At 72.8% G+C, this 21,335-nt stretch carries 17 protein-coding genes; 11 read left to right on the forward strand and 6 right to left on the reverse strand.

Translation table 11 applies throughout. The features are described from left to right. Positions 1-145: 145 nt before the first annotated feature. Genes fae through ACZ5K7_RS11895 form a run of 5 tightly spaced genes read left to right on the forward strand, consistent with a single transcriptional unit; the run spans position 146 to position 5,534 of the window. Positions 146-709 carry a formaldehyde-activating enzyme gene (gene fae / locus ACZ5K7_RS11875; protein WP_351703372.1) on the forward strand — a complete coding sequence of 188 codons (564 nt, stop codon included), beginning with the start codon at positions 146-148 and terminating at the stop codon, positions 707-709. Then, on the forward strand, positions 706-1,818 hold the full coding sequence (locus ACZ5K7_RS11880) for a mandelate racemase/muconate lactonizing enzyme family protein (protein WP_468912749.1): 1,113 nt from the start codon (positions 706-708) through the stop codon (positions 1,816-1,818). The genes fae and ACZ5K7_RS11880 overlap by 4 nt, the downstream gene beginning before the upstream one ends. Further along, complete coding sequence (locus ACZ5K7_RS11885) at positions 1,815-3,335, forward strand: aldehyde dehydrogenase (protein ID WP_468912751.1); 1,521 nt, start codon at positions 1,815-1,817, stop codon at positions 3,333-3,335. The genes ACZ5K7_RS11880 and ACZ5K7_RS11885 overlap by 4 nt, the downstream gene beginning before the upstream one ends. 51 nt (positions 3,336-3,386) lie before the next feature. Beyond that, entirely contained in the window at positions 3,387-4,316 is a 930-nt protein-coding gene (locus ACZ5K7_RS11890) for an NAD(P)-dependent oxidoreductase (protein WP_468912753.1), read from the forward strand. A gap of 57 nt (positions 4,317-4,373) precedes the next feature. Then, positions 4,374-5,534, forward strand: coding sequence for an iron-containing alcohol dehydrogenase family protein (locus tag ACZ5K7_RS11895; RefSeq protein ID WP_468912755.1), 1,161 nt, complete (start codon positions 4,374-4,376; stop codon positions 5,532-5,534). Positions 5,535-5,570: 36 nt separating this feature from the next. On the opposite strand, the gene ACZ5K7_RS11900 is transcribed toward ACZ5K7_RS11895, so the two are convergent. Then, a complete protein-coding gene (locus tag ACZ5K7_RS11900) occupies positions 5,571-6,734 on the reverse strand; it encodes a cytochrome P450 (RefSeq protein ID WP_468912758.1) in 1,164 nt (387 codons plus the stop codon). A 115-nt stretch (positions 6,735-6,849) separates the two neighbouring features. Beyond that, on the reverse strand, positions 6,850-7,278 hold the full coding sequence (locus tag ACZ5K7_RS11905) for an OsmC family protein (protein WP_351703354.1): 429 nt from the start codon (positions 7,276-7,278) through the stop codon (positions 6,850-6,852). On the opposite strand from ACZ5K7_RS11905, the gene ACZ5K7_RS11910 reads away from it, so the two are divergent. Continuing rightward, positions 7,277-7,456 (forward strand): hypothetical protein, encoded by a 180-nt coding sequence (locus ACZ5K7_RS11910; RefSeq protein WP_468913264.1) that lies wholly within the window; start codon positions 7,277-7,279, stop codon positions 7,454-7,456. The genes ACZ5K7_RS11905 and ACZ5K7_RS11910 overlap by 2 nt on opposite strands. Positions 7,457-7,512: 56 nt before the next feature. On the opposite strand, the gene ACZ5K7_RS11915 is transcribed toward ACZ5K7_RS11910, so the two are convergent. After that, positions 7,513-9,669, reverse strand: coding sequence for a SpoIIE family protein phosphatase (locus ACZ5K7_RS11915; protein WP_468912760.1), 2,157 nt, complete (start codon positions 9,667-9,669; stop codon positions 7,513-7,515). Between the two features lie 203 nt (positions 9,670-9,872). On the opposite strand from ACZ5K7_RS11915, the gene ACZ5K7_RS11920 reads away from it, so the two are divergent. The 5 genes from ACZ5K7_RS11920 (at position 9,873) to ACZ5K7_RS11940 (ending at position 17,770) form a co-directional block, all read left to right on the forward strand. Beyond that, a complete protein-coding gene (locus tag ACZ5K7_RS11920; RefSeq protein WP_468912762.1) occupies positions 9,873-10,850 on the forward strand; it encodes a cyclase family protein in 978 nt (325 codons plus the stop codon). A gap of 91 nt (positions 10,851-10,941) precedes the next feature. Then, positions 10,942-13,827 carry a SpoIIE family protein phosphatase gene (locus tag ACZ5K7_RS11925; protein WP_468912764.1) on the forward strand — a complete coding sequence of 962 codons (2,886 nt, stop codon included), beginning with the start codon at positions 10,942-10,944 and terminating at the stop codon, positions 13,825-13,827. A gap of 122 nt (positions 13,828-13,949) precedes the next feature. After that, positions 13,950-15,479 (forward strand): sugar ABC transporter ATP-binding protein, encoded by a 1,530-nt coding sequence (locus ACZ5K7_RS11930; protein ID WP_468912767.1) that lies wholly within the window; start codon positions 13,950-13,952, stop codon positions 15,477-15,479. Next, positions 15,476-16,546, forward strand: a complete 1,071-nt coding sequence (locus ACZ5K7_RS11935; protein ID WP_468912769.1) for an ABC transporter permease — start codon at positions 15,476-15,478, stop codon at positions 16,544-16,546. Before ACZ5K7_RS11930 ends, ACZ5K7_RS11935 begins: the two co-directional genes overlap by 4 nt. A gap of 72 nt (positions 16,547-16,618) precedes the next feature. Then, positions 16,619-17,770 (forward strand): substrate-binding domain-containing protein, encoded by a 1,152-nt coding sequence (locus ACZ5K7_RS11940; protein WP_468912771.1) that lies wholly within the window; start codon positions 16,619-16,621, stop codon positions 17,768-17,770. Between the two features lie 30 nt (positions 17,771-17,800). Here the strand turns inward: ACZ5K7_RS11940 and ACZ5K7_RS11945 are convergent, their stop codons facing one another. The 3 genes from ACZ5K7_RS11945 to ACZ5K7_RS11955 are packed head-to-tail and all read right to left on the reverse strand — an operon-like array spanning position 17,801 to position 20,927. Next, positions 17,801-18,478 carry a hypothetical protein gene (locus ACZ5K7_RS11945; RefSeq protein WP_468912773.1) on the reverse strand — a complete coding sequence of 226 codons (678 nt, stop codon included), beginning with the start codon at positions 18,476-18,478 and terminating at the stop codon, positions 17,801-17,803. After that, entirely contained in the window at positions 18,475-19,002 is a 528-nt protein-coding gene (locus ACZ5K7_RS11950) for a SigE family RNA polymerase sigma factor (protein WP_351703330.1), read from the reverse strand. Before ACZ5K7_RS11950 ends, ACZ5K7_RS11945 begins: the two co-directional genes overlap by 4 nt. Positions 19,003-19,046: 44 nt before the next feature. Then, entirely contained in the window at positions 19,047-20,927 is a 1,881-nt protein-coding gene (locus ACZ5K7_RS11955; protein WP_468912776.1) for a Xaa-Pro dipeptidyl-peptidase, read from the reverse strand. Between the last annotated feature and the right edge of the window lie 408 nt (positions 20,928-21,335).

Consider the following 21,335-nt stretch of genomic DNA (forward strand, 5'->3'; position numbering starts at 1 on the left):
CTAGATTCGCCGCATCGGGCCGCATGAACCGCACCGAATACGAGGTTCGTCCCGTACGAGGTTCGTCCGGTACGAGGTTCATCCCGTACGAGGTGCGTCCTTGCGCGCCCGTCGAATCACGCTTCCCAGGTCCAGGAGAGATCCGATGCCCACGCCGGTTTCCCCCGCCAGCCCGCCCGGCTTCGCCCCGACCGCGCTCATCGGCGAGTCCTTCGTCGGTGACGGGCCCGACGCCGCGCACACGAACATCGTGATCGGACGCAAGGGCGGCCCGGTCGAGACCGCGTGGGCGACGGCGCTGGCCACCCCGAGCGCCGGGCACGTCCCGTTCCTGACGGTGGTACGGCCGTCGGTGCCGGTGAAGCCGCTGACGCTGTTCGTGACCAAGGCCGCCGCCGCGGGCGAGCTGCACGAGCGGGCGACGTGGGGGTCCGCGCAGGCGGGGCTCGCGCAGGGGGTCGCGGACGCGGTCGAGGAGGGGCTGATCCCCGCCGGAGAGGCCGACGAGCTGCTGATCATCGCCGCGGTGTGGGTCAACCCGGCCGTCGCCGACCTGGACGTCTCCTTCCGCAACCAGCGCGCCGCCGCGTACGGCGCGGTCCGGGCGGCCGTCACGGGCACGCCGACCGTCTCCGACGTGCTGGCGGCCGCCGAGGAGGGCCCGACGAACCCGTTCTACACGCCGACCGCCGAGGTGCTCGCCCGATGAAGATCACCGACATCACCCTGGACCGGCTGCGGCTGGAGCTGGACCCGCCGTTCCGCGCCGCCTGGGATCCCGAGCCGCGCCGCGCCTTCGACGCCACGATCGTCCGCGTCCACACCGACGAGGGGATCACCGGCATCGGCTCCGGCGATCTGATGGACGGCTTCGAGACGTACAAGCACCTGTTCGTCGGCGAGGACCCGCTCGACATCACCCGGCACGTACGGGCGATCGAGACCGCCAACTTCCACGGCGCCCACTACTGGCCCCTGGAGGCCGCGCTGTGGGACGTCATCGGCAAGGTGCACGGCCGCCCGGTGTCGGAGCTGTTCGGCAACGCGGCCAGGAAGCTGCCCGCCTACGCCTCCTCCGGTGAGCTGAAGTCCCCCGCGGAGCGCGTCGAGACCGCCCTGAAGGTGCGCGCGGCCGGTTTCCGCGCCCTGAAGATCCGCATCGACCGCAACCGGGTCGACGAAGGCATCGCGGCGGTCCGCGCGGTACGCGAGGAACTCGGCGCCGACTTCGAGATCATGGTGGACCTCAACCAGTCCTGGCGGATGGCCGGCGACACCGCGAACGCCTCCGACCTCGCCAGGACGCGCAAGACCGTAGCCCGGCTCGCCGAACTCGACGTCTTCTGGGTCGAGGAGCCGCTGCCCTACGCCGACCTGCACGGCTTCAAACAACTGCGCGCCGAGAACCCGGGGGTGCGGATCGCCGCCGGCGAGATGCACCACTCCCCCACCGAGCTGCTGCGCTACCTCGAAGAGGACGCCCTCGACGTCTACCAGATGGACGTGGTGCTCGCGATCGGCATGCACCGCGCCCGCACCCTGGCCGAACTGGCCCAGCTGAAGCACCGTCAGTTCACCCCGCACAGCTGGACCAACGGCATCGGCGTGCTCGCCAACCTCCATGTGGCGGCGGGCGTCGGCGGCGGCCCGTTCTTCGAGTTCCCCTACGACCCGCCCGGCTGGACCCCCGAACGCCGTGACTTCATGCTCGCCGAGCCGGTCCGGGTGAACGCCGACGGCGATCTGGAGATCCCGGACCTGCCCGGCCTCGGCGTCGAACTGGACGAGGACGCGATCGACCGCTGGAGGATCAAGTGAGCTACCCGATCGACGAGTTGCTGGCGCGCTCGTACGACGACTGGCTGGCTGCGGCGGGCAAACTCACCTTCGAGACCCGGCCGTTCATCGACGGCGCCTTCACCGACGCCACCTCCGGCGGCTCCTTCGCCAGCGTCTCGCCGCGCGACGGCGCGGTGCTGGCCGAGGTGCAGGCCGCAGGGGCCGCGGACGTCGACCGGGCGGTACGGTCCGCGCGGGCCGCCTTCGAGGACGGCCGCTGGCGTGACCTCGCGCCGAAGGAGCGGAAGCGGATCCTGCTGCGCTGGTCGGAGCTGATCCTGGCGAACGCCGAGGAACTGGCGCTGCTCGACACCCTGGAGATGGGCAAGCCCATCACCGAGTCGGTGCGGATCGACGTGGCCAAGACGGCGGAGACCATCGCCTGGTACGCCGAGACGATCGACAAGACGTACGACGAGGTGGCCCCGGCCCCCGGTGACGCACTCGCGCTGATCACCCGCGAGCCGCTGGGTGTCATCGGCGTGGTCGTGCCGTGGAACTACGCGCTGCTGATCGCCAGTTGGAAGCTGGGCCCGGCGCTCGCCACCGGCAACAGCGTGGTCCTGAAGCCCGCCGAGCAGACCTCGCTCGCCGCCCTCCGGCTGGCGGCGCTGGCCACCGAGGCGGGGCTGCCCGACGGTGTGTTCAACGTGGTCCCGGGCCGGGGCGAGGTCGCCGGCCAGGCCCTCGGCCGGCACCCCGAGGTCGACAAGATCGCCTTCACCGGCTCGGCGGAGGTGGCCCGGCTCTTCCAGGTGTACGCGGGCCAGTCCAACGGCAAGCAGGTCGCCGTGGAGGCGGGCGGCAAGTCGCCCCAACTCGTGCTGGCCGACGCCGACATCGAGTCCGCCGCGACCGCCGTGGCCTGGGGCATCTTCTACAACGCCGGGCAGACCTGCAACGCGGGCTCCCGGGTCGTCGTGCACGCCTCGGTGAAGGACCGGCTCCTGGACGCCGTGCGGAGGATCACCGCCGAGACGTTCCGCGTCGGCGACCCGCTCGACCCGGCCACCGTCATGGGGCCCATCGTGGACGAGGGCCAACTGACCAAGATCCTGGGCTACATCGAGCGCGGGAAGGCGGACGGGGCCCGGGTCCTGCTGGGCGGCGGGCGCACGCGCACCGACAGCGGCGGCACCTTCGTCGAACCGACCGTGCTCGACGGCGTGGCGAACACGTCCGTCGTGGGCCAGGAGGAGATCTTCGGCCCGGTGCTGGCCGTCGTGTCCTACGACGGTGAGGTCGACGAGGGCGTACGGCTGGCGAACGAGAGCGACTTCGGGCTCGTCGCCTCCGTCTGGACCCGGGACGTGACGGTCGCCCACCGCACCGCGAGGCGGCTGCGGGCCGGCACGGTCTGGATCAACACCTTCGACGCCAGTGACGTCATCACCCCCTTCGGCGGCTTCAAGGCCACCGGTGCGGGCCGCGACAAGTCCCTGCACGCGCTGGACGCGTACACGGCGCTGAAGACCACCTGGATCAACCTGGCCTGAACGGCTCTTCCCCCACTTCACCCCTATCTCCCGTATCTAGCGAGGACAACGATGAGGATCGGTTTCATCGGCCTGGGCAACATGGGACGCCACATGGCCCGCCACCTGATCCACGCGGGACACCTGGTCACCGTGTACGACACCCGACCCGAGGCCGCCGTCGAGCATCTGGCGCTCGGCGCCCGCTGGGCCGACACCCCGGCCCAGTGCGTGGCCGACGCCGAACTGCTGATCACGATGCTGCCGAACCCGCGCGTCGTGGAGGAGGTGCTGCTGCGCGGCGGGGCGGCCGAGGCGCTGCCCGAGGGCGCCCTGTGGATCGACATGTCGACCTCCATCCCGGCCGTCGCCGACCGGATCGCCGCCGACGTCCTGGACCGGCGCGGGGTGCGCCGCCTGGACGCCCCGGTGAGCGGCATGGCGCACGGCGCCGAGGCCGGGCGGCTGCAGATATTCGTCGGCGGGGCGTCGGACGACTTCCGGATGTGCCTGCCCGTCTTCGAGACCCTGGGCGACCCCGACAAGGTGCTGCATGTGGGCCCGCTCGGCGCCGGCTACACCGTCAAGCTGATGATCAACCTGCTGTGGTTCAGCCACCTCGTGGCCACCTCCGAGGTACTGGCGATGGGCACGAAGGCGGGGGTGGATCTGGGGGTGCTGCGCAGTTCGCTGCTGGCCAGCCCGGCCGCCTCGCACTTCCTGGAGCGGGACCTGCTGTCCGTGCTGGTCGACGGCGACTACGACGACTCGTTCGCCATGGTCCTGGCCTGCAAGGACCTCGGCCTCGCGGTGGACCTCGGCCGCGATCTCGGCGTCGCCACGGAGCTGTCCGCACTCGTGGAGCAGATCTACCGCCGCTCCAAGGCCCAGCACGGCGACCTGGCCGGGGAGATGAGCCCGGTGCGTCTCTACGAGGCCCTGGCCGGACGGGAGTTCCGCCTCCCGCACCCGGAGGAGGCCCTGCTGAGCACCCCCGCCTGAGCCGAACCACACTCCCTCTTCCTCGCGTTTTCCCCGCGTTTCCAGGAGCCGTACGCCATGGGCGAGTCCCTCACCAGTCAGCTGACCGTCGATCCCACCTGCCGTATCGAGTTCGGCCCCGGCCGCCTCTCGCACCTCCCGGACCTGATCGCCTCCCTCGGCATGAATCGCGCGTTCGTGGTCACCGACCGCGGGCTGCGGGCCGCCGGGATCGTCGGCCAGGTGCTCAAGGTGCTGGACGCGGCGGGCGTCGAGCACGGGGTGTACGACGGGGTCGGCGCCAACCCGTCCACCCGCAACGTCGACGAGGGCGCCGCCCACGCGCGGGAGTTCGGCCCGGCGGTGGTCGTCGCCCTCGGTGGCGGCTCGGTCCTGGACGCGGCCAAGGGCATCTCGCTCCTGGTCGGCAACGCGGACGCGGCGGCGGCCGACGCGGACACCCTGTGGGAGGCGCTGGACGGACTGCCCCTGATCGCCGTCCCGACCACCTCCGGCACCGGCGCGGAGACCAACGGCTTCGGTGTCATCGAGGACACCGGAGCACGCCGCAAGGTGTACATCGGCCACCCCTCGGTCAAGCCGCGGATCGCACTGCTCGACCCGGAGCTGACGCTCGGACTGCCGGCCCGGATCACGGCCGCCACCGGCATCGACGCCCTGGTGCACGGCATCGAGTCGCTGGCCTCGCGCGGCGCGAACCCGGTCTCGGTGGCGTACGCGACGCAGGCGGTGGCCATGGTCGGCCGCTGGCTGCCGGCCGCCCACCGGAACGGCTCCGATCTGGAGGCGCGTGCCCAGCTGATGCTCGGCGCCCATCTGGCGGGCCAGGCGCTGACCATCTCCGGGCTGGGTCTCGTGCACGGCATCGGGCACGCGCTGACCGCCCACACCGGTACCCCGCACGGTATCGCGCTCGCCGCCGTCCTGGAGGAGGTCCTGGAGTTCAGTGCCCCGGCGGCCGGCGACGCCTACGAGCAGACGGCCCGCGCACTGCGCCTGGACCCGCCCGCCGACGGCGACTGGGCCCGCGCCACGGTCGGCGCCGTCCGCGAGATCTCAGGCGCCCTCGGTATCAAGCAGCCCCTGCGCGACCTCGGCGTCCGCCCGGACCTGCTGCGCCCCGTCGCCGCGGGCGCCCTCGCGGACGCGGTCACCAAGAACGCCCCGCGGCAGCCGACCGAGGAGCAGATCCTCGGGATCCTGGAGGCGGTGTACTAGGTGGTCAGGAGCAGCCGTGCGCGTGCGGCGGGACCGTCACCACCGCACGTACAGGCTGGGCGGCTTGCGGAACACCAGTCCGTAGGGCGCGGCGGGGCGCTCCGGGTCGAGGCGCAGCGCGGGGAGGCGTTCGAGCAGGCGCTGGAGGGCGATACGGGTCTCCAGGCGGGCGAGATGGGCGGCCAGGCAGTGGTGCGGGCCGTGTGCGAAGGCCAGTTGGAGGCGGGCGTTGCCCCGGCGGACGTCGAAACGGTCCGGGTCGGGGAAGACGGCCGGGTCACGGTTGGCGCCGGTCAGGGAGACGGTGACCAGGTCACCGCGGCGGACGGCGGCCGGGCCGAGGGCTGTGTCACGGGTGGCGTAGCGATCCACCACCGCCGCGCCGGGCTCCAGGCGCAGCGACTCCTCGACCGCACCGTCCAGCAGGGTCGGATCGGCCCGGACGAGGGCGAGTTGGCCGGGGTCTTCGAGCAGGTGGAGCAGCGCGTTGGTGATCATGGCCTCGGTGGTCTCGATGCCGCCGAACATCAGAACCGCCGCGTTGGAGGCCACTTCGGGCGGTGTCAGCCGGCCGGCGGCGGAGACGAGGAGCGAGGACGCGTGCCGGTCGGCGACCGTGGCCTCGACGGCGGCCCGCAGCTCCGCGTAGGCGGCGGCGCCCGCCGGACCCGCCTCCAGTCCTTCGGTGATGTCGGAGACGGACCGTACGATCGCGTCGTACCAGGAGAGGACCGTGTCCGTGGTCGCCCCGACCAGTCCGAGCGCCTCGGTGACGACGGCGACGGCGAGCGGTCCGGCGAAGGTCCGACGCAATTCGGCGGCGCCGGACGGTTCCAGTGCGGTGATGAGGCGGTCGGTCTCCCGCTCGATGAACGCGGCGAACCCGTCGTGCACCTCGCGGGGCCGGAAGGGTGCGGCGAAGGGCTCCCGGTGGCGGGTGTGTGCGGTGCCGTCCAGGGAGAGCATGCTGGGCCCGACGACCTGGGCGGTGGAGAAGCGGGGGTCGTCGACGGTGAAGGTGACGGAGTCCCGCATCACGTCGAGCGCGAGATCGCGCCGGGTGACCAGCCAGCCGTTCAACTCGGGCAGCCAGGACACCGGTTCGTGGGCGCGCAGCCGGGCCAGGCGCGGGTGCGGGTCGCGGGCGAGTTCGGCGAGCGTGGTCGAGGCGCCGAGCGGGAACGCGTCGACGGTGCTCATCGCGTGGTCCGGCCGGCGAGAGGGAATCCGTTCACCTCCCCACCTAAGCACGGCACCCCGGCGCCCGGTTCGGCGCCCCGGACCTGACGAACCACCGGCACAGCGCCCACGGGGATCAGTCGTCCTCGACCGAGACGGCGATGGGCGTCCCGGCCTCGATCGTGCGGCTGACCGTGCACAGCCGGTCGTGCGAGACGGCGACCGCCCGGGGCAGGATGGCGCGGGCCCGGTCTCCCGAGGGGCCGTCCGGAAAGGTGACCGAGAAGGCGACCGCGAGGTCCGTCATCCGGTTGCCGCCCTCGTCGACGGCCTTGTGGCCGCTGACGGTGACGGTGAAGGCGGCCGGCTCGGTGTGACGGCTGGTGGCGACGTCGACGTCGGCCGCGGTGCAACCGCCGATCGCGGCGAGCAGGAGCTCGACCGGGGTGAACTCGGTGCCGTCGGCGGTACCGAAGACGATCGTGCCGCCGCGTGCGTTCGTCGCCGTGAAACGGCCGGTGGCGGTGCGCTCGACCGTGACCAGGCGCAGGGAGTCTTCGCTCATGCCGACGAACCTATGGCAGCCCGGCCGTCAGTGCAGGATGTTCACGGCCCGCGCCACCACCAGGACCACGGTCACCAGGGAGACGGAGGACTGCAGCGTCATCGGCATCCTGGCCCAGCGCGACAAGGGCATCACGTCGGTCGGGCTGAAGGCGGTGGAGTTGGTGAAGGACAGGTAGGACGCCGGACCGCTGCCGCTGACCGGTGGCGTTCCCGGCACCGCTCACGCGGTCGTTCATGGTGACGACGGTCCCCGAGACCACTCGCCGACCGGTCGGCCGGCACGGGAGGTCTCCCCCGGCCCAGGACTCGCCGGGAGCAGGGGCTGGGCCCGGGCGATGAGCAGGGCGACGTCGTCCTCGCCGCCGGGCGGCCGCAGCGTCTCCAGGATGCGTTCGCAGGTCTCTTCGAGATCACGGCCGCGGGTCGCGGTGAGGGCGTCGAGCAGGGTGTCCAGGCGGGCGTCGATGGGTTCGCTGCGGGTCTCGACCAGGCCGTCGGTGTAGAGGACCAGTTCGTCGCCGGGCCGGAAGGCGATGGTGGCGGCCTCGAAGGGCACCCCGCCGACGCCCAGCGGTACGCCGGCCGGCAGGTCGAGCAGCCGCGCCGGGTGGCCGGCCCGCAGCAGGGCCGGGGGCAGGTGGCCGGCGAGGCACATCCGGCACTTGCCCCGGTGCGGGTCGCAGACGCAGTACAGGCAGGTGGTGATGGCCTGCTCGCCCCCTTCGGTGAGGTGGTCGAGGTGGTACAGGGCCTCGTCCGGGGCGAGGTCGAGTTCGGCGAAGGCGCGGGCGGCGCTGCGGAGTTGCCCCATGGTGGCGGCTGCGTTGATGCCGCTGCCCATGACGTCGCCGACGACCAGGGCGGTCTTGTCGCCCCGCAGGGGTATGGCGTCGTACCAGTCGCCGCCGATCTCGCTCGTGGCGCCGGCGGGCTGGTAGCGGCAGGCCACCTCCAGGCCCGGCAGGTTCGTGGGGAGCTGCGGGAGCAGACTGCGCTGGAGGGTGAGGGCCGCATGGCGCTGGGCCTGGTAGCCGCGGGCGTTGTCGATGCAGACCGCGGCCCGGGCGGCCAGTTCACAGGCGAGGAACACATCGTCGTCGTCGAAGGGCGCGGGGTTGTGCCGGGTGCGGGCGAGGGCCAGGGCACCGAGGACCTCGCCCCGGGCCGGCAGCGGTACGGCCAGGTAGGAGTGGACGCCGACCGCCGCGAGGAGGGCGGCTGCCGTGTCGTCGCGGGCGATGCGGCCCAGGTCCCGCTGCGTGGTGCGGGGCAGCAGGACCGGTTGACGGGTGCGCACGCACTGGGTGATCAGGCGGTCGCTGTCGTAGGCGGCGAGTCCCCCGGGCGGGTCGGCCACACAGGCCGCCTCGCCGGCGTGGAACGCGCTGACGGCGAGGGTGCGGAAGCACGCCGGGCCCTCGTGCGGCGCGGTCCGGCCGTCGAGCGCGCTGTCGAGCACGTCCACGGCGGCCACGTCGGCCAGGTCCGGTACGACGACGTCGGCCAGCTCGCATGCCGTCGTCTCCAGATCGAGGGTGGTACCCACGGAGGCCGAGGCCCGGGCGATCAGTGCCAGCCGTTGCCGGGCGTCGGCCGCCTCGGCGGCCGCCCGGTGGCGTTCGGTGACGTCGATGACGGAGTAGGCCAGGCCCAGCACCCGCCCGCCGGAGTCCTCCAGCCGGTAGTACGAGACGGACCAGGCGTGGTCGTGGTCCGGGTCGCCGGGCGGACGGCAGACGATGTCCCGGTCGACGACCGACTCGCCCGTCTCCAGGACCCGGCGCAGCCGTGCCTCGGGGCCCGTGTCCAGGTAGGTCAGGATCTCGCCGGCCGACCGGCCGAGACGCTCGGCGGCGGACTGACCCGTGATGCGTTCGAGGGCGGGATTGACGGCGAGGTACCGGAGGTCCGCGTCCAGGATGGCCAGCCCGACCGGGGACTGGGACACCAGCCGCATGGCCAGGGCGGCGTCCCGTTCGACCCGCTCCACCGCGGCCTGGTCGGCGGCGAGGCCCAGGGCGTAGAAGCCGCCGAGGTCGTCCAGGAGCCTCATGTTGCGGAACTCCACCAGGCGGGTGCTGCCGTCCTTGTGCCGGACCGGAAAGGCCCCCGCCCAGTCCTGGCCGGACTCCATGACCTGCGCGAACAGCTTGGCGACCTCGTCCCGGTGCTCCTCGTGGACCATCAGCTGAGCCGCGTACTGCCCCAGCGCCTCCGCCGCGCTGTGGCCGAAGAGTTCCTCGGCCTTCGGGCTCCAGAGGACCACCTGGCCCTCCGCGTTCAGCACCACCGCGGCGACGCTGAGGAGATCCAGCAGGCCGCTGGGCGGCGCGGCGGGACCGGCCGCCGACCGGCCGGCGACTGCTCGGGAGGAGTCCGTCGTGCCCATCCCTCATCTTCCCTCCCGCCCGGTGCCCTGGCTCGTGCAACATCGGCGGGCGTGCTTGTCTTCATCCATGGTCGCCCCAGACCGAGGCGGCCCACATCCGGACCAGCCCGCGCGAGCCTCTGTGCCAAGCTGGAGTCGATCACAGGCGCCGCAGGCGCCGCTTCCCCGTGCGTCCCGTCCGGGGCGGAGAACGGTGAGTACCGATGACCTCGAAGTCCGCCGATGCCCCCGATCCCCCACGGCCCGGATCAGCCGTCACCGGCGACGGGCCCGCGGTCTCCCGTCGGGAGTTCGACGCGCTCTTCGAGGCGGTCCGTACCTGGGGGCGCTGGGACCCGGCCGACCGCGGTGCCTGGAACCGCGTGACCGCCGACCGGACACGGCGGGCCGCCGCGGGCGTGCGGTCCGGGGTGGTCGTCCCGTTGGCACTGCCCTGGAACACCCGGCCCGGCCCCGACAACCGCAGTCCCGCGCTGCACCACATGACCGACCTCGGTGACGTGGAGAGTCCGGAGCCCACCGCCCACAAGGACTTCATCGCCGCCGACTACCACGGCAAGGGCGTCACGCATCTCGACACCCTGTGCCATGTCGCCTACCGGGGGCGGCTCTACGACGGCCGGACGGCCGCCGACGTCGTCGGCGCGGCGGGCGCCCGCTTCGGAGCGGTGTCGGCGCTCGGGCCCCTCGTCACCCGGGGTGTGCTCCTCGACCTCCCCGCCGTCCTCGGGACCCGCTGGCTGGAGCCGGGACGAGCGGTGCACGCGCAGGACGTCACCGACACGGAGCGGGCGCTCGGGGTGACGATCGGCGAGGGCGACGCGGTGCTGCTGCGGTCCGGGCACGTCCGCCGCCGTACGGAGCTGGGCGCCTGGGACCCGGACACGGCGAGCGCGGGCTTCCATGTGGACGCCGTACCGCTGCTGGCGGAGCGCGGCATCGCGCTGCTCGGGGGTGACGGCGACAGCGACGTACGGCCCTCGCCCGTCGAGGGTGTCCACTCGCCGGTCCATGCCCTGGCCCTGGCCGCGATGGGCGTCCCCCTGCTGGACAACCTCGACCTGGAAGCCCTCTCGGCCGCCACCGCGGAGGCCGGACGGTATGAGTTCCTGCTGGTCGTGGCGCCGCTGAACGTTCCGGGCGGGACGGGCTCGCCCGTCAACCCGGTGGCGGTCCTGTGACGACCGACCCAACGGCTTGCGCATGACAAAAGCACCTTCCTCGCGACGTGCGCCCGCAATGTCCGTATTGTTATAAATGCCAGATTGTTTAATGGACAGTGGACTCTCGCTAGTGAGGCGAAGCGTGGTGCTGTTCGGCGGGGCACCGACGTCCACGGGGCGTGCGACAGGCGGCACAGGGCCCGCGCGTTCGCGTGAGCGTTTCCTGGGGGGCGAACCCGTCGCAGCGGACGTGCGCACCTCGATCCTGAACTCCTGGCAGCGCTGTCGGTCCCTGGGGCTCTCGGCGGACCGGTCCGACCTCCCCTTCCGGGACGATTTCGAGCCGGACGCCCGGATCGTCCGCGCGGCCGTGCCGGTGCTGGACCGGCTGCAGTACAGGTTCGCCGGCAGTCGGCTGAACATCGCCGTCGCCGATGCGAACGGCACCGTCCTGCTGCGCCGTTTCGGCGAGGTCTCCCTGGCCAGAAGCCTCCCGGCGATCCAGCGCGTGCCGGGGTTCGTGTTCGCCGAGCAGGTCGCCGGCACCAACGGCATCGGTCTGGCACTGGCGGAGCGGCAGCTCATCCGGGTCTATGGCGCCGAGCACTTCGCCGAGCGTGCCCAGACGAGCGCCTGCCGTGCGGTCCCGGTCCGCGACCCGCTCAGCGGCCGTATCGAGGGCGTGCTGTGCTTCGGCTATCCACGCGCCTTCGACGACCCCCGGCTGGCCACCGTGATCCGCAAGGCGGCGCGCGCCATCGAACGGCGGCTGCTGAGGCAGAGTTCCGCGCGCGAGCGGGCGCTGCTGCGGGCGTACGCGGAGACCGAGGCCGATGCCGCCGTCGGCCGTCACCACACCATCGGACTGGATGAACTGGCCCTCGGACAGCACCCGCAGGACCGTGCGATCCTCATGGAGCAGGCCACCGAACTGCTGTCCCGCGCGCAGCGGGCCGCTCTCCACGTCCGTCTGTCCGACGGCCGGCGTGTCACGCTGCTCAGCCGTCCGATGACAAGTGCCACCGGCGTCGAGGGCGTGGTCATCGAGGCCGTCCTGCCCGGCCCCGCACCACGCGATCCCCTCGTCGCCCCATGGCAGTTCGACGAGTTGCCCGACTTCCCCGCCGAGCCCGCCTCCCCCGGCATCGTGCTGCCGTCCGGGGCCGTCACCGCACCCGGCCGGGTCGCCTCGGGCGGCAGGGGCGTCACGGTCGTGGCGGCACCTGGCGGTCGCCGTGCCGCCGCGCCCCCGTCGAGAGGACTGCTGCTGGTGGGTGAGCCGGAGGTCGGACGGTACGCCCTCGCCGCACGACACCGGCTGGAGCTGCTGTCCGAGGCCAGTACCCGCATAGGCACCACCCTGGACGTGCGCCGCACCGCCCAGGAACTGGCCCGGACGGCGGTGCCGCGCCTCGCCGACTACGTCACCATCGACCTGCCCGAGGCCGTCCTGCGCGGCGAGGAGTCCGCCCACCCGCACGGCGATCTGCGCCGTACGGTGGTCCACGGCATCCGCGACGACTGTCCCTTCCATCCGGTCGGCAAACAGGTCGACTACGGCCCGGCCACTCCGCAGCTGCGCTGCCTGACCGGCGGGGAGCCGGTGCTGGAACCGGATCTGGAGGCCGCCGCGGGCTGGCTCGCCCACGACCCCGAGCACACCGCGGAACTGCTCACCCACGTCCACTCCCTGATCGCGGTCCCGCTGGTGGCCCGCGGTGTCGTCCTGGGCGTCGCCGCCTTCTACCGCGGACAGGACCCCGCGCCCTTCGGCGACGACGACCGTTCGCTGGCCCAGGAACTCGCCGCCCGCGCCGCCCTGTCCATCGACAACGCCCGGCGCTACACCCGCGAACGCACCATGGTCCTGGCCCTCCAGCGCAGCCTGCTCCCCCAGGGCCTGCCCGACCAGGACGCGGTCGAGGTCGCCCATCGCTATCTGCCGGCCGAGTCCGACGTGGGCGGCGACTGGTACGACGTCATCCCCCTCTCCGGGACCCGGGTCGGCCTCATGGTGGGGGACGTCGTCGGCCACGGCATGCTCTCCGCCGCCACCATGGGGCGGCTGCGTACCGCCGCCCGCAGCTTCGCCGAACTCGACTTCCCCCCGGACGAAGTCCTCACCCACCTCGACAACCTGGTGGGACGCCTGGACCGGGAGGAGGACTTCGCCGCCGAGGCGGACATCCTCGGCGCGACCTGCCTGTACGCCGTCTACGACCCGACCACCCAGCGGTGCACCATGGCCCGTGCCGGGCATCCCCCGCCCGCGCTGGTCCGCCCCGACGGCACGGTGTCCTTCCCCGAGCTGCCCGCCGGACCTCCGCTCGGCCTGGGCGGCCTGCCCTTCGAAGCCGTCGACGTCGACCTCCCCGAGGGCAGCCGCCTGGTCCTCTACACCGACGGGCTCATCGAGGACCGGTACCACGACGTCGACGTCACCCTCGGCCGGCTCCGCGAGGTCCTGGCGCAACCGGGGCGCACACCGGACGAGACCTGCCAGGTGATCCTGAACAGCGTGGCGCCCGTCCACCCGGGCGACGACATCGCCCTGCTCGTCGCCCGCACCCGTGCCCTGCCCGCGGACCGGATCGCCGCCTGGGACCTGGAACCCGACCCGGCGCTCGTCGGCGAGGTCCGGGCCGACGCCATGCGGCAGCTGGCCGACTGGGGACTCGACGAAGCCGCGTTCGCCGCGGAACTGATGCTGAGCGAGCTGGTCACCAACGCCATCCGCCACGGCTCCGGCCCGATCCGGGTACGGCTGCTGTTCGACCGCAGCCTGATCTGCGAGGTCTCCGACACCAGCAACACCGCCCCGCATCTGCGCCGGGCGGCCAGCACCGACGAGGGCGGCAGGGGCCTGTTCCTCGTCGCCCAGCTGGCACAGAGCTGGGGGACGCGCTATCTGCCCCAGGGCAAGGTCATCTGGGCCGAGTGCGGCCTCGGGGGCGGCCTCGGAGGCGGCATCGGAGGCGGCCTCGGGGGCGGCTGAGACCGGCGACGCCACTGACCCGTTGGTGTCACACAGCACGACAGATGCCCGAAATGATGTAGACAGCCGCATTAGGATCGCTGGCGACAGTCGGGAAGAACTCGTCAGGCCGACCCCCGGAGATGTCCGTGCACGACCCTCCCGACACCTCTGCGCACCCGCTGGTCCGCATCCGCGGGCTCACCAAACGGTTCGGCGGGACCCTCGCGCTGGACAGGGTCGACCTCGACGTCCACGCGGGCGGCGTCCTCGCCCTCCTCGGCCCCAACGGAGCCGGGAAGTCCACCCTCATCAAGGTGCTCGCCGGCATCCACCACGCCGAGGCGGGACAGGTCACGGTGGACGGGCACCCGCTCGGCAGCGACGCCGCCTCCGGCTCCATGTCCTTCATCCACCAGGACCTCGGTCTGGTGGAGTGGATGACGGTCGCCGAGAACATCGCCCTGAGCACCGGATACCCGCGCCGCGCCGGACTGATCTCCTGGCGGCGCACCCGGGAGCGGTGCGCCGACGCCCTGCGGACGGTCGCCGGACACCTCGACCCCACCACGCCCGTCGCCCGGCTCTCCCCCGCCGAGCGGTCGCTGGTCGCCATCGCCCGGGCGCTGGCCACCCGGGCGAGGCTCGTCGTCCTCGACGAGCCGACCGCCCGGCTGCCCGCCGCGGACTGCGCCCGGCTGTTCCGGGTCCTGCACACCCTGCGCGACCAGGGACACGGCCTGCTCTACGTCACCCACCGGCTGGACGAGGTGTACGAGGTCGCCGACGCCTTCGCCGTCCTGCGTGACGGCCGGCTCGTGAGCCACGGCGACCTGGCGGCCCACAGCCCCGCCCGTCTGGTCCGCGACATCGTCGGCGCGGAACTCACCCGCTACCGCCCCGCCACCGTCCCCGCGGACGATCCGGCCGTCCTGGCCCTCGACGGCGTACGGACCACCGGTGCGGGACCGGTCGGCCTGGACCTCAGGGCCGGCGAGGTCCTCGGCCTGGTCGGCCTGTCCGGCGCCGGGCACGTGGAACTGGGCCGGGCCCTGGCCGGTGCCCGGCCCCTCCTCGACGGCCGGGTGCTGCTCGGCGGCCGGCCGTACCGCCCCCGCACGGTCGCCGACGCCGTCCGCCTCGGGGTCGGCCTGGTGCCCGGCGACCGGCAGCGGGAGGGCTGCGCCGCCGAACTGACCGTGCGGGAGAACCTCCTGGCCAACCCGCGCGCCGCGGGCGTGCCGGCGCTGCGCTGGATCGCCCCCCGCCGGGAACGCGCGGTGGCCGCCGGCCTGATCGAACGGTTCTCGGTGCAGCCCCGGGACGGCGAGGCCCCGATCGGCACGCTGTCCGGCGGGAACCAGCAGAAGGTCATGATCGGCCGCTGGCACCCGGTGGACCTGCGCCTGCTGATCCTGGAGGAGCCGACCGCGAGCGTGGACGTCGGCGCCAAGGCCGCCGTCTACCGGCTGCTCGACGAGGCGCTGGCCGCCGGGCTCGCGGTGCTGCTCGTCTCCACGGACTTCGAGGAGGTCGCGGGCGTGTGCCGGCGGGCCCTGGTGTTCGTCCGCGGCGCCGTCACGGCCGAGTTGAGCGGTCCGGCCCTCACGGTCGCCGGACTCACCCGGGCGGCCTCGGCCAGACCGCCCGCCGGAACCGCGACGGCCTCATGACCGCCTCGCCCAGGTCCCCGTACCGGCCGCGCCGGGGCCCCGCCGGACATCACGTCGGCGCCTACGGCCTGCTCGCCCTCACCGCGCTGCTCTTCCTGGTCTTCTCGCTCACGCTGCCCCGCACGTTTCCCACGCGGGACACGGTGGACTCGATCCTGTTCAACCAGTCCATCCCGGCCGTCCTCGCGCTCGCCGCCACGGTCCCCATCGTGACCGGCGCGTTCGACCTCTCCCTCGGCTACGGCCTCGGCCTGGCGCACGTGATGGCGATACACCTCGTGGTCGACGAGCGGTGGCCCTGGCCGTGGGCCTGCCTGGTGGTGGTCGCCAGCGGGGCGGTCGTGGGCGTCCTCAACGGTGTGGTCGTCGAGTTCGGCCGGATCGACTCCTTCATCGCCACCCTCGGGACCGGCAGCATGATGTACGCCGTGACCGGCTGGATCACCGACGGCGGCCGGATCGTCCCCGGCCCGCAGGGGCTCCCCGCCGCCTTCACCGATCTCTACAACTCCAGGTTCCTCGCGCTTCCGGTTCCCGCCTTCTACGTGCTGGCCCTCGCCGTCGTCCTCTGGCTGGTGCTGGAGCGGCTGCCGCTCGGCCGCTACCTCTACGTCGTCGGCTCGAACCCGCGCGCGGCCGAGCTCGTCGGGATCCCGACCCGCAGGTACACCGTCTACGCGTTCGCCGCATCGGGGCTGCTGGTCGGTTTCGCCGGTGTCCTGCTCGCGGCCCAGCAGCAGATCGGCAATCCCAGTGTCGGTCTCGACTACCTGCTGCCCGCCTTCGCCGGCGCCCTGCTCGGCTCCACCGCGATCAGGCCCGGCCGCCCCAACGCCCTGGGCACGCTGGTCGCCGTCGCCGTGCTCGCGGTCGGCCTCACCGGCATCAGCCAGCTGGGCGCGGACTTCTGGACGATCCCGCTGTTCTACGGCGGCACGCTGCTGCTCGCCGTCGGACTGGCCGGCTACTCCGCCCGCCGTCTGCGCACCGGGACCGACGCCTCCGCCGAACCCCCCGAGCCACACCCCTCGGCCCGGGACGGTGACACGGCGGGCCCCACGCCATGAGTCCCCCGCGTCCTTCTCCCGCGCCTTCTCCCGCGTCCTTCTCCCCCGCCTTCTCCTCCGTGAGGAGCCCCCGTGCACCGCAGCCGCAAGGTCTCCCCCGCCCGATGCGTCTCCCTCGCCCTGCTGGCGGCGGCGACCGCCCTCGCGGGCTGCGAACGCGGCCAGCCGCACGGCCCCGCGGCCTCCGCCACCGGCCCGAGCGGCTGCCCCGCGGTCCAGGCACGGGCCCAGGCCGCCGTCACCCGGGCGGAGCGGACCGACGTCCCCTGGAACGGGCCGACCAGCGGCCCCTCGGCGGTGTCCGGCAAGACGATCGTCTTCGTCGCGCAGACCATGACCAACCCCGGAGTCGCGGGCGTCGCCAGAGGCCTGCGGGAGGCCGCGAAGGTCATCGGCTGGAACGTCCGGGTGATCGACGGCGAGGGCACCCCCGCCGGTATCCAGGCGGCGCTGAGCGAGGCCGTGGCCCTCCGGCCCCCGGGCATCGTCATCGGCGGCTTCGACCCCGACTCGACCGCGCAGCAGGTCCAGCGGGCCAACGCGGCGGGCATCCCCCTCATCGGCTGGCACGCGGTCACCTCCCCCGGTCCCAGTGCGAAGCCCAAGCTCTTCACCAACGTCACCACCGACGTCGGCGACGTCGCGGCGATCAGCGCGCAGTGGGTCGTCGCGCACTCCCGGGGCAACGCCGGGGTCGTCCTCTTCACCGACGCCTCGATCCCGTTCGCCCACCACAAGTCCGAGCTGATCAGGAAGGGGCTGGCCGCCTGTGCGGGCGTGCGGCTGCTGGCGTACGAGAACATCCCGATCCCGGACGCGAGCAGCCGTACCGCCAGGGAGGTCTCCACCCTCCTCGCCCGCTTCGGAAGCCGGTGGAGCTACTCCGTCGCGATCAACGACCTGTACTTCGCCGACGCCGCCCCCGCCTTCCGCTCGGCCGGCGAGAGCGGCGCGGGGCCGCCCTTCAACATCGGCGCCGGCGACGGCGACCCGTCCGCCTTCCAGCGCATCAACGGCGACCAGTACCAGGCGGCCACCGTCCCCGAACCGCTGTCGCTGCAGGGCTGGCAGATCGCCGACGAGTTCAACCGCGCCTTCTCCGGCCGTCCGGCCAGCGGCTACGTCGCACCTGTGCACGTCTCCACGGCGGCCAACAGCGAAGGGGCCTCGTCCTGGGACCCGTCGGGCTACCGGCAGGCGTACCGGAAGATCTGGGGCAGGTGACAACCGCGCAACGCCTCGCCGCGCATCGCATCATCGGCCGGCGGTGGCGGTAGCGGTGGCGGTGGCGGTGGCGGTGGCCAGGATCTCGGTGGTCTGCTGGATCACGGTCGGGGAGGGGGCGTTGAGGCATGCGTAGCCGGTGCGCGCCGCATGCCCGTCCTCGGCCGGAGCCACGATGCGCATCAGTTCCTGTGAGCCGCCCGCCCGCTCGCACCAACCCTCGACCCGGTCCAGTCGGCGTACGGCGGAACGCGGGATCGCGGTCTCGGTCTGGACGTAGAACACCAGCGCCCCGCCCTCGGCGACGGGGGTCAGCGGGACGGCTGAGGCTTTCGGGCTGAACACGGCGACGACCTCCGTTCCCGGCTTTCGGTCCGGACGCAGCACGGTGTGCCACCCGGCGGACGGGCCTGCGGACAGGCCGGACAGGGGAAGTCCGGTGAAGCCGGGGGGTGCCCAGGACACCTCGGGCGTCGCCGCGGTCCGGTCCCTGGCGGGGGGCGAATCCCCGACCTGCGTCGTGACCGCCACCGCCAGCGCGAGAGCGGCGGCGCCCGTCACCGCGACACGGCGCCGTCGCCGGGCCACCACACGCCGCCGGATCTCCTGCAGGCGCCGGGGATTCCAGCCCGACGGAGTGATCTGGCCCAGCACCACACGCAGTTCCTCTTCCGCGTGCCCCTCCGCGTCCTCTGTCATGTGTGTCACGGCTGCTCCCCCACCTCCAGTACGTGCGACGGCCCCAGGTGCTGACGCAGGATCCGCAGTGCCTTGGCGGCCTGGCTCTTCACCGTGCCGGGGCGGCAGCCCAGCACCTGCGCGGTCTCCTCGACGCTGAGGTCCTCGAAGTAGCGCAGGACGACGACCGCCCGTTGCCTCGGCGGCAGCCGCCGGACCGCAGCGGCCAGTGACTGCTCCAGGTCGACCTCGGCGAAGACGTCCCGGACCGCGGTGACGTCCGGCAGTTCGGGGGTGGGGGTCTCGCCACGCCAGCGCCGACGCCACCACGAGGCATGGGTGTTGACCAGTGCCCGGCGTGCGTACGCCTCGGGGTTGTCGCCGGCGATGCGCGGCCATTTGGGCCACACCTTGGCCAGCGCGGTCTGCAACAGGTCCTCGGCCGCGTGGGCGTCGCCCGTCAGCAGCCACGCGGCCCGGTAGAGACGGTCTCCGCGGGCGGCGACGAACTCCTCGAAACTCCACTCGGTATCCGCCGCCTCCACCTGGTTCACTGCGTTTTGCCCCCGCCGTATTCATGGGTCCCATACTCAGGGAACTAGGTGGAGGGCCACGCGGGTTGCCCGACCACCGGCAGCCGCAGGGACGTGTGGGCCAGATCGAGGGTGATCGTCGGCCGGTCGGCCGCATGGTAGGCGATGCCCCGGTCGGTCCCCGCGACGATCAGGGCGAGCCGGTGGCCGGCCGGGACGACGTGGTCGGTGCTCGCGAGGGTGAGGGTGAGGGTGTACGGCGTGCCGGGCGTGAGCGGCTGGACCTTGTGCGCGTCGGCGGCGGTGCCGAGCGCGGCCCAGCCCTGGCTGAAGACGGTGCTCGTGACGTGCATGGTGTCGGTCGCCGTCTTCTGGTAACAGGCGCTGTCCTGTGCCGTGCTCTCACCCCAGCAGGACGTTCCGGAGACCGTGGAGATGCCCAGGCCGGCCCGGCGGTAGTCGCGGATGGTGGCCGGACCCAGGTCCACGAGGACCGCCGACAGGTTCGCGGTCACGGTCGTCGAGGTGGCGGTGACGGTGACCTTCGAGGCCCCGGAGACACGGAGGGCTTTCGCCAGCGGCTTGGTGACGAAGCCGGCCTTCTCCCCGGTCGGCTGGTCGATGTGCGCGGCCCAGTCGGTCTCGCCCTTGTCCGGATCGTCGGTGAGGGTCTCGGTCCCGCTTCCGGCGTGGGTGCCGAGCGTGCCCACGCCCGGCTGCGTGCCCTGGCCGGGACCGAGGGCCACGGTGGCCGTCGACTTCGGCGGCCAGACGGCGTCCGTGGTCCAGTGGCCGGGGGTGCGTTCGATGTCGGCCGTCGGTTCGCGGTCGATGCCGTTGTCGTAGCCGAGGAGTTCGTGGTCGAACCAGTGGTGCAGGGTGTCGACCCAGTCGGCGCGGCGGTAGTCGAAGGGGTCGACGTGGCCGGTCTGGGAGAGCCAGATCTTGCGCTCGACGCCGTTCTTGGCGAGCGCGTCCCACCACTGGCCGAACTCCTTGGTGCGGATCGTGAGGTCCTGCCGGCCGTGCACGACGAAGACGCTCGCCTTGACCTTGTCCGCGTCCGCCACGTAATCCCGCTCGGCCCATATCGAGGACCAGGCACCGGACTTGACTACGGCCGGGTCTTCGAGCGGCTTGTTCACGGCGGTGCAGCGCTTGCCGGCGGCCTCGCTCTCGACCATGCGGATCAGCGCACCGGGCGTGGGCGCGCTTCCGACCAGCCAGGCTCCTTGGGAGAAGTAGGCGTCGTACCAGTTGGAGATGGAACTGATCGGGACGATCGTCTTCAGTCCCTCGACGCCGGTGGCGGCGACCCCGTTGGCGATGCTGCCGTCCCAGCTCTTGCCGATCATCCCGGTGGCGCCGTCGGTCCAGGTGGCGTGCGCGCGGGTGGTGCCCGTACGACTGGTGTAGCCGTGGGCGCGCCCGTTCAGCCAGTCGACGACGGATTTCGTGGACTGGATGTCGATGGGCCCGCCTGCGTCCGTGCAGCCGTCGGAGCGGCCGGTGCCGGGGAGATCGACCGCGACGAAGGCATAGCCGCGCGGGACGAAGTAGTTGTCGTAGAAGAGCGGGAAGCGGACCGGCTGTCCGCCCGCGTCGTAGGACTTCTTCTGGTTCTCGTTGCCACGGCCGCAGCAGGAGTAATAGGGGCTGGCCTCCATGATGACCGGTATCTTGCGGCCCTGGGCGGCGGGTTCACCGGGGCGCACGATGTCGACGGCCACCCGGTCGTTCTTCCCGTCCTGGTCCTCGTCGCGCCCGGTGTCGACCCATACGGTCTCCCGGACGGCCTTCTTGTAGGAGTAGACCGGCTTGCTCTCTCCGGAAGGGCCCGCCGCACCGGCGGTCGTCGGGGCCGGGCCGCCCGCCCCCGGGACCGAAGCACTCGTCGAGGAGGAGCAGCCGGCCAGGGCGATGACGACGGTCGCGATGAGGGCCACCGTAGTGAGCGGCAGCGGGCGTCGGTGTCGGCGTTCGCGAGGTGACGCCACAGAAGGGTTGGGATGCACGAACGGGTAACCGTCTGGCCCCCGTGGGAGGTTGCCATGGCGCGGGAACGAACTTCTCCCCGTGCGGCCGCGCCCCGGCCCGTCGCGGTCTCCGGCTCTTCTTCCGGCCCCCGTGCGGCGGGCGCTCCGAGTGGCGGCCGGGCGTCGCGGCTCGGGATCGGAACTCGCCCGAAGCCAGCCGCCACCGCGTCGGCCGCGCGCGGGCGGCACGTCGGCCTGCTTGCGGTGTACATGTTCCTGGTCGGCTGCGGTGTCGGTACGGCCATGCGGAACCTGGTCCTGGCGGGCAGCGGACGCTGGTGTCGGCACAGTCCGAACTCATCACCACAGCCGCGCAGT

It is taken from the genome of Streptomyces sp. NPDC031497 (assembly GCF_055580905.1).

Excerpts from the sequence above, each read along its gene's own strand:
- ACZ5K7_RS11935 (WP_468912769.1), top strand. The coding sequence starts at position 15,476 with ATGACCGCCTCGCCCAGGTCCCCGTACCGGCCGCGCCGGGGCCCCGCC.
- ACZ5K7_RS11925 (WP_468912764.1), top strand. The coding sequence starts at position 10,942 with ATGGACAGTGGACTCTCGCTAGTGAGGCGAAGCGTGGTGCTGTTCGGC.
- fae (WP_351703372.1), top strand. The coding sequence starts at position 146 with ATGCCCACGCCGGTTTCCCCCGCCAGCCCGCCCGGCTTCGCCCCGACC.
- ACZ5K7_RS11905 (WP_351703354.1), bottom strand. The coding sequence starts at position 7,278 with ATGAGCGAAGACTCCCTGCGCCTGGTCACGGTCGAGCGCACCGCCACC.
- ACZ5K7_RS11910 (WP_468913264.1), top strand. The coding sequence starts at position 7,277 with ATGCCGACGAACCTATGGCAGCCCGGCCGTCAGTGCAGGATGTTCACG.
- ACZ5K7_RS11880 (WP_468912749.1), top strand. The coding sequence starts at position 706 with ATGAAGATCACCGACATCACCCTGGACCGGCTGCGGCTGGAGCTGGAC.
- ACZ5K7_RS11895 (WP_468912755.1), top strand. The coding sequence starts at position 4,374 with ATGGGCGAGTCCCTCACCAGTCAGCTGACCGTCGATCCCACCTGCCGT.
- ACZ5K7_RS11920 (WP_468912762.1), top strand. The coding sequence starts at position 9,873 with ATGACCTCGAAGTCCGCCGATGCCCCCGATCCCCCACGGCCCGGATCA.
- ACZ5K7_RS11890 (WP_468912753.1), top strand. The coding sequence starts at position 3,387 with ATGAGGATCGGTTTCATCGGCCTGGGCAACATGGGACGCCACATGGCC.
- ACZ5K7_RS11915 (WP_468912760.1), bottom strand. The coding sequence starts at position 9,669 with ATGGGCACGACGGACTCCTCCCGAGCAGTCGCCGGCCGGTCGGCGGCC.
- ACZ5K7_RS11930 (WP_468912767.1), top strand. The coding sequence starts at position 13,950 with ATGTCCGTGCACGACCCTCCCGACACCTCTGCGCACCCGCTGGTCCGC.
- ACZ5K7_RS11900 (WP_468912758.1), bottom strand. The coding sequence starts at position 6,734 with ATGAGCACCGTCGACGCGTTCCCGCTCGGCGCCTCGACCACGCTCGCC.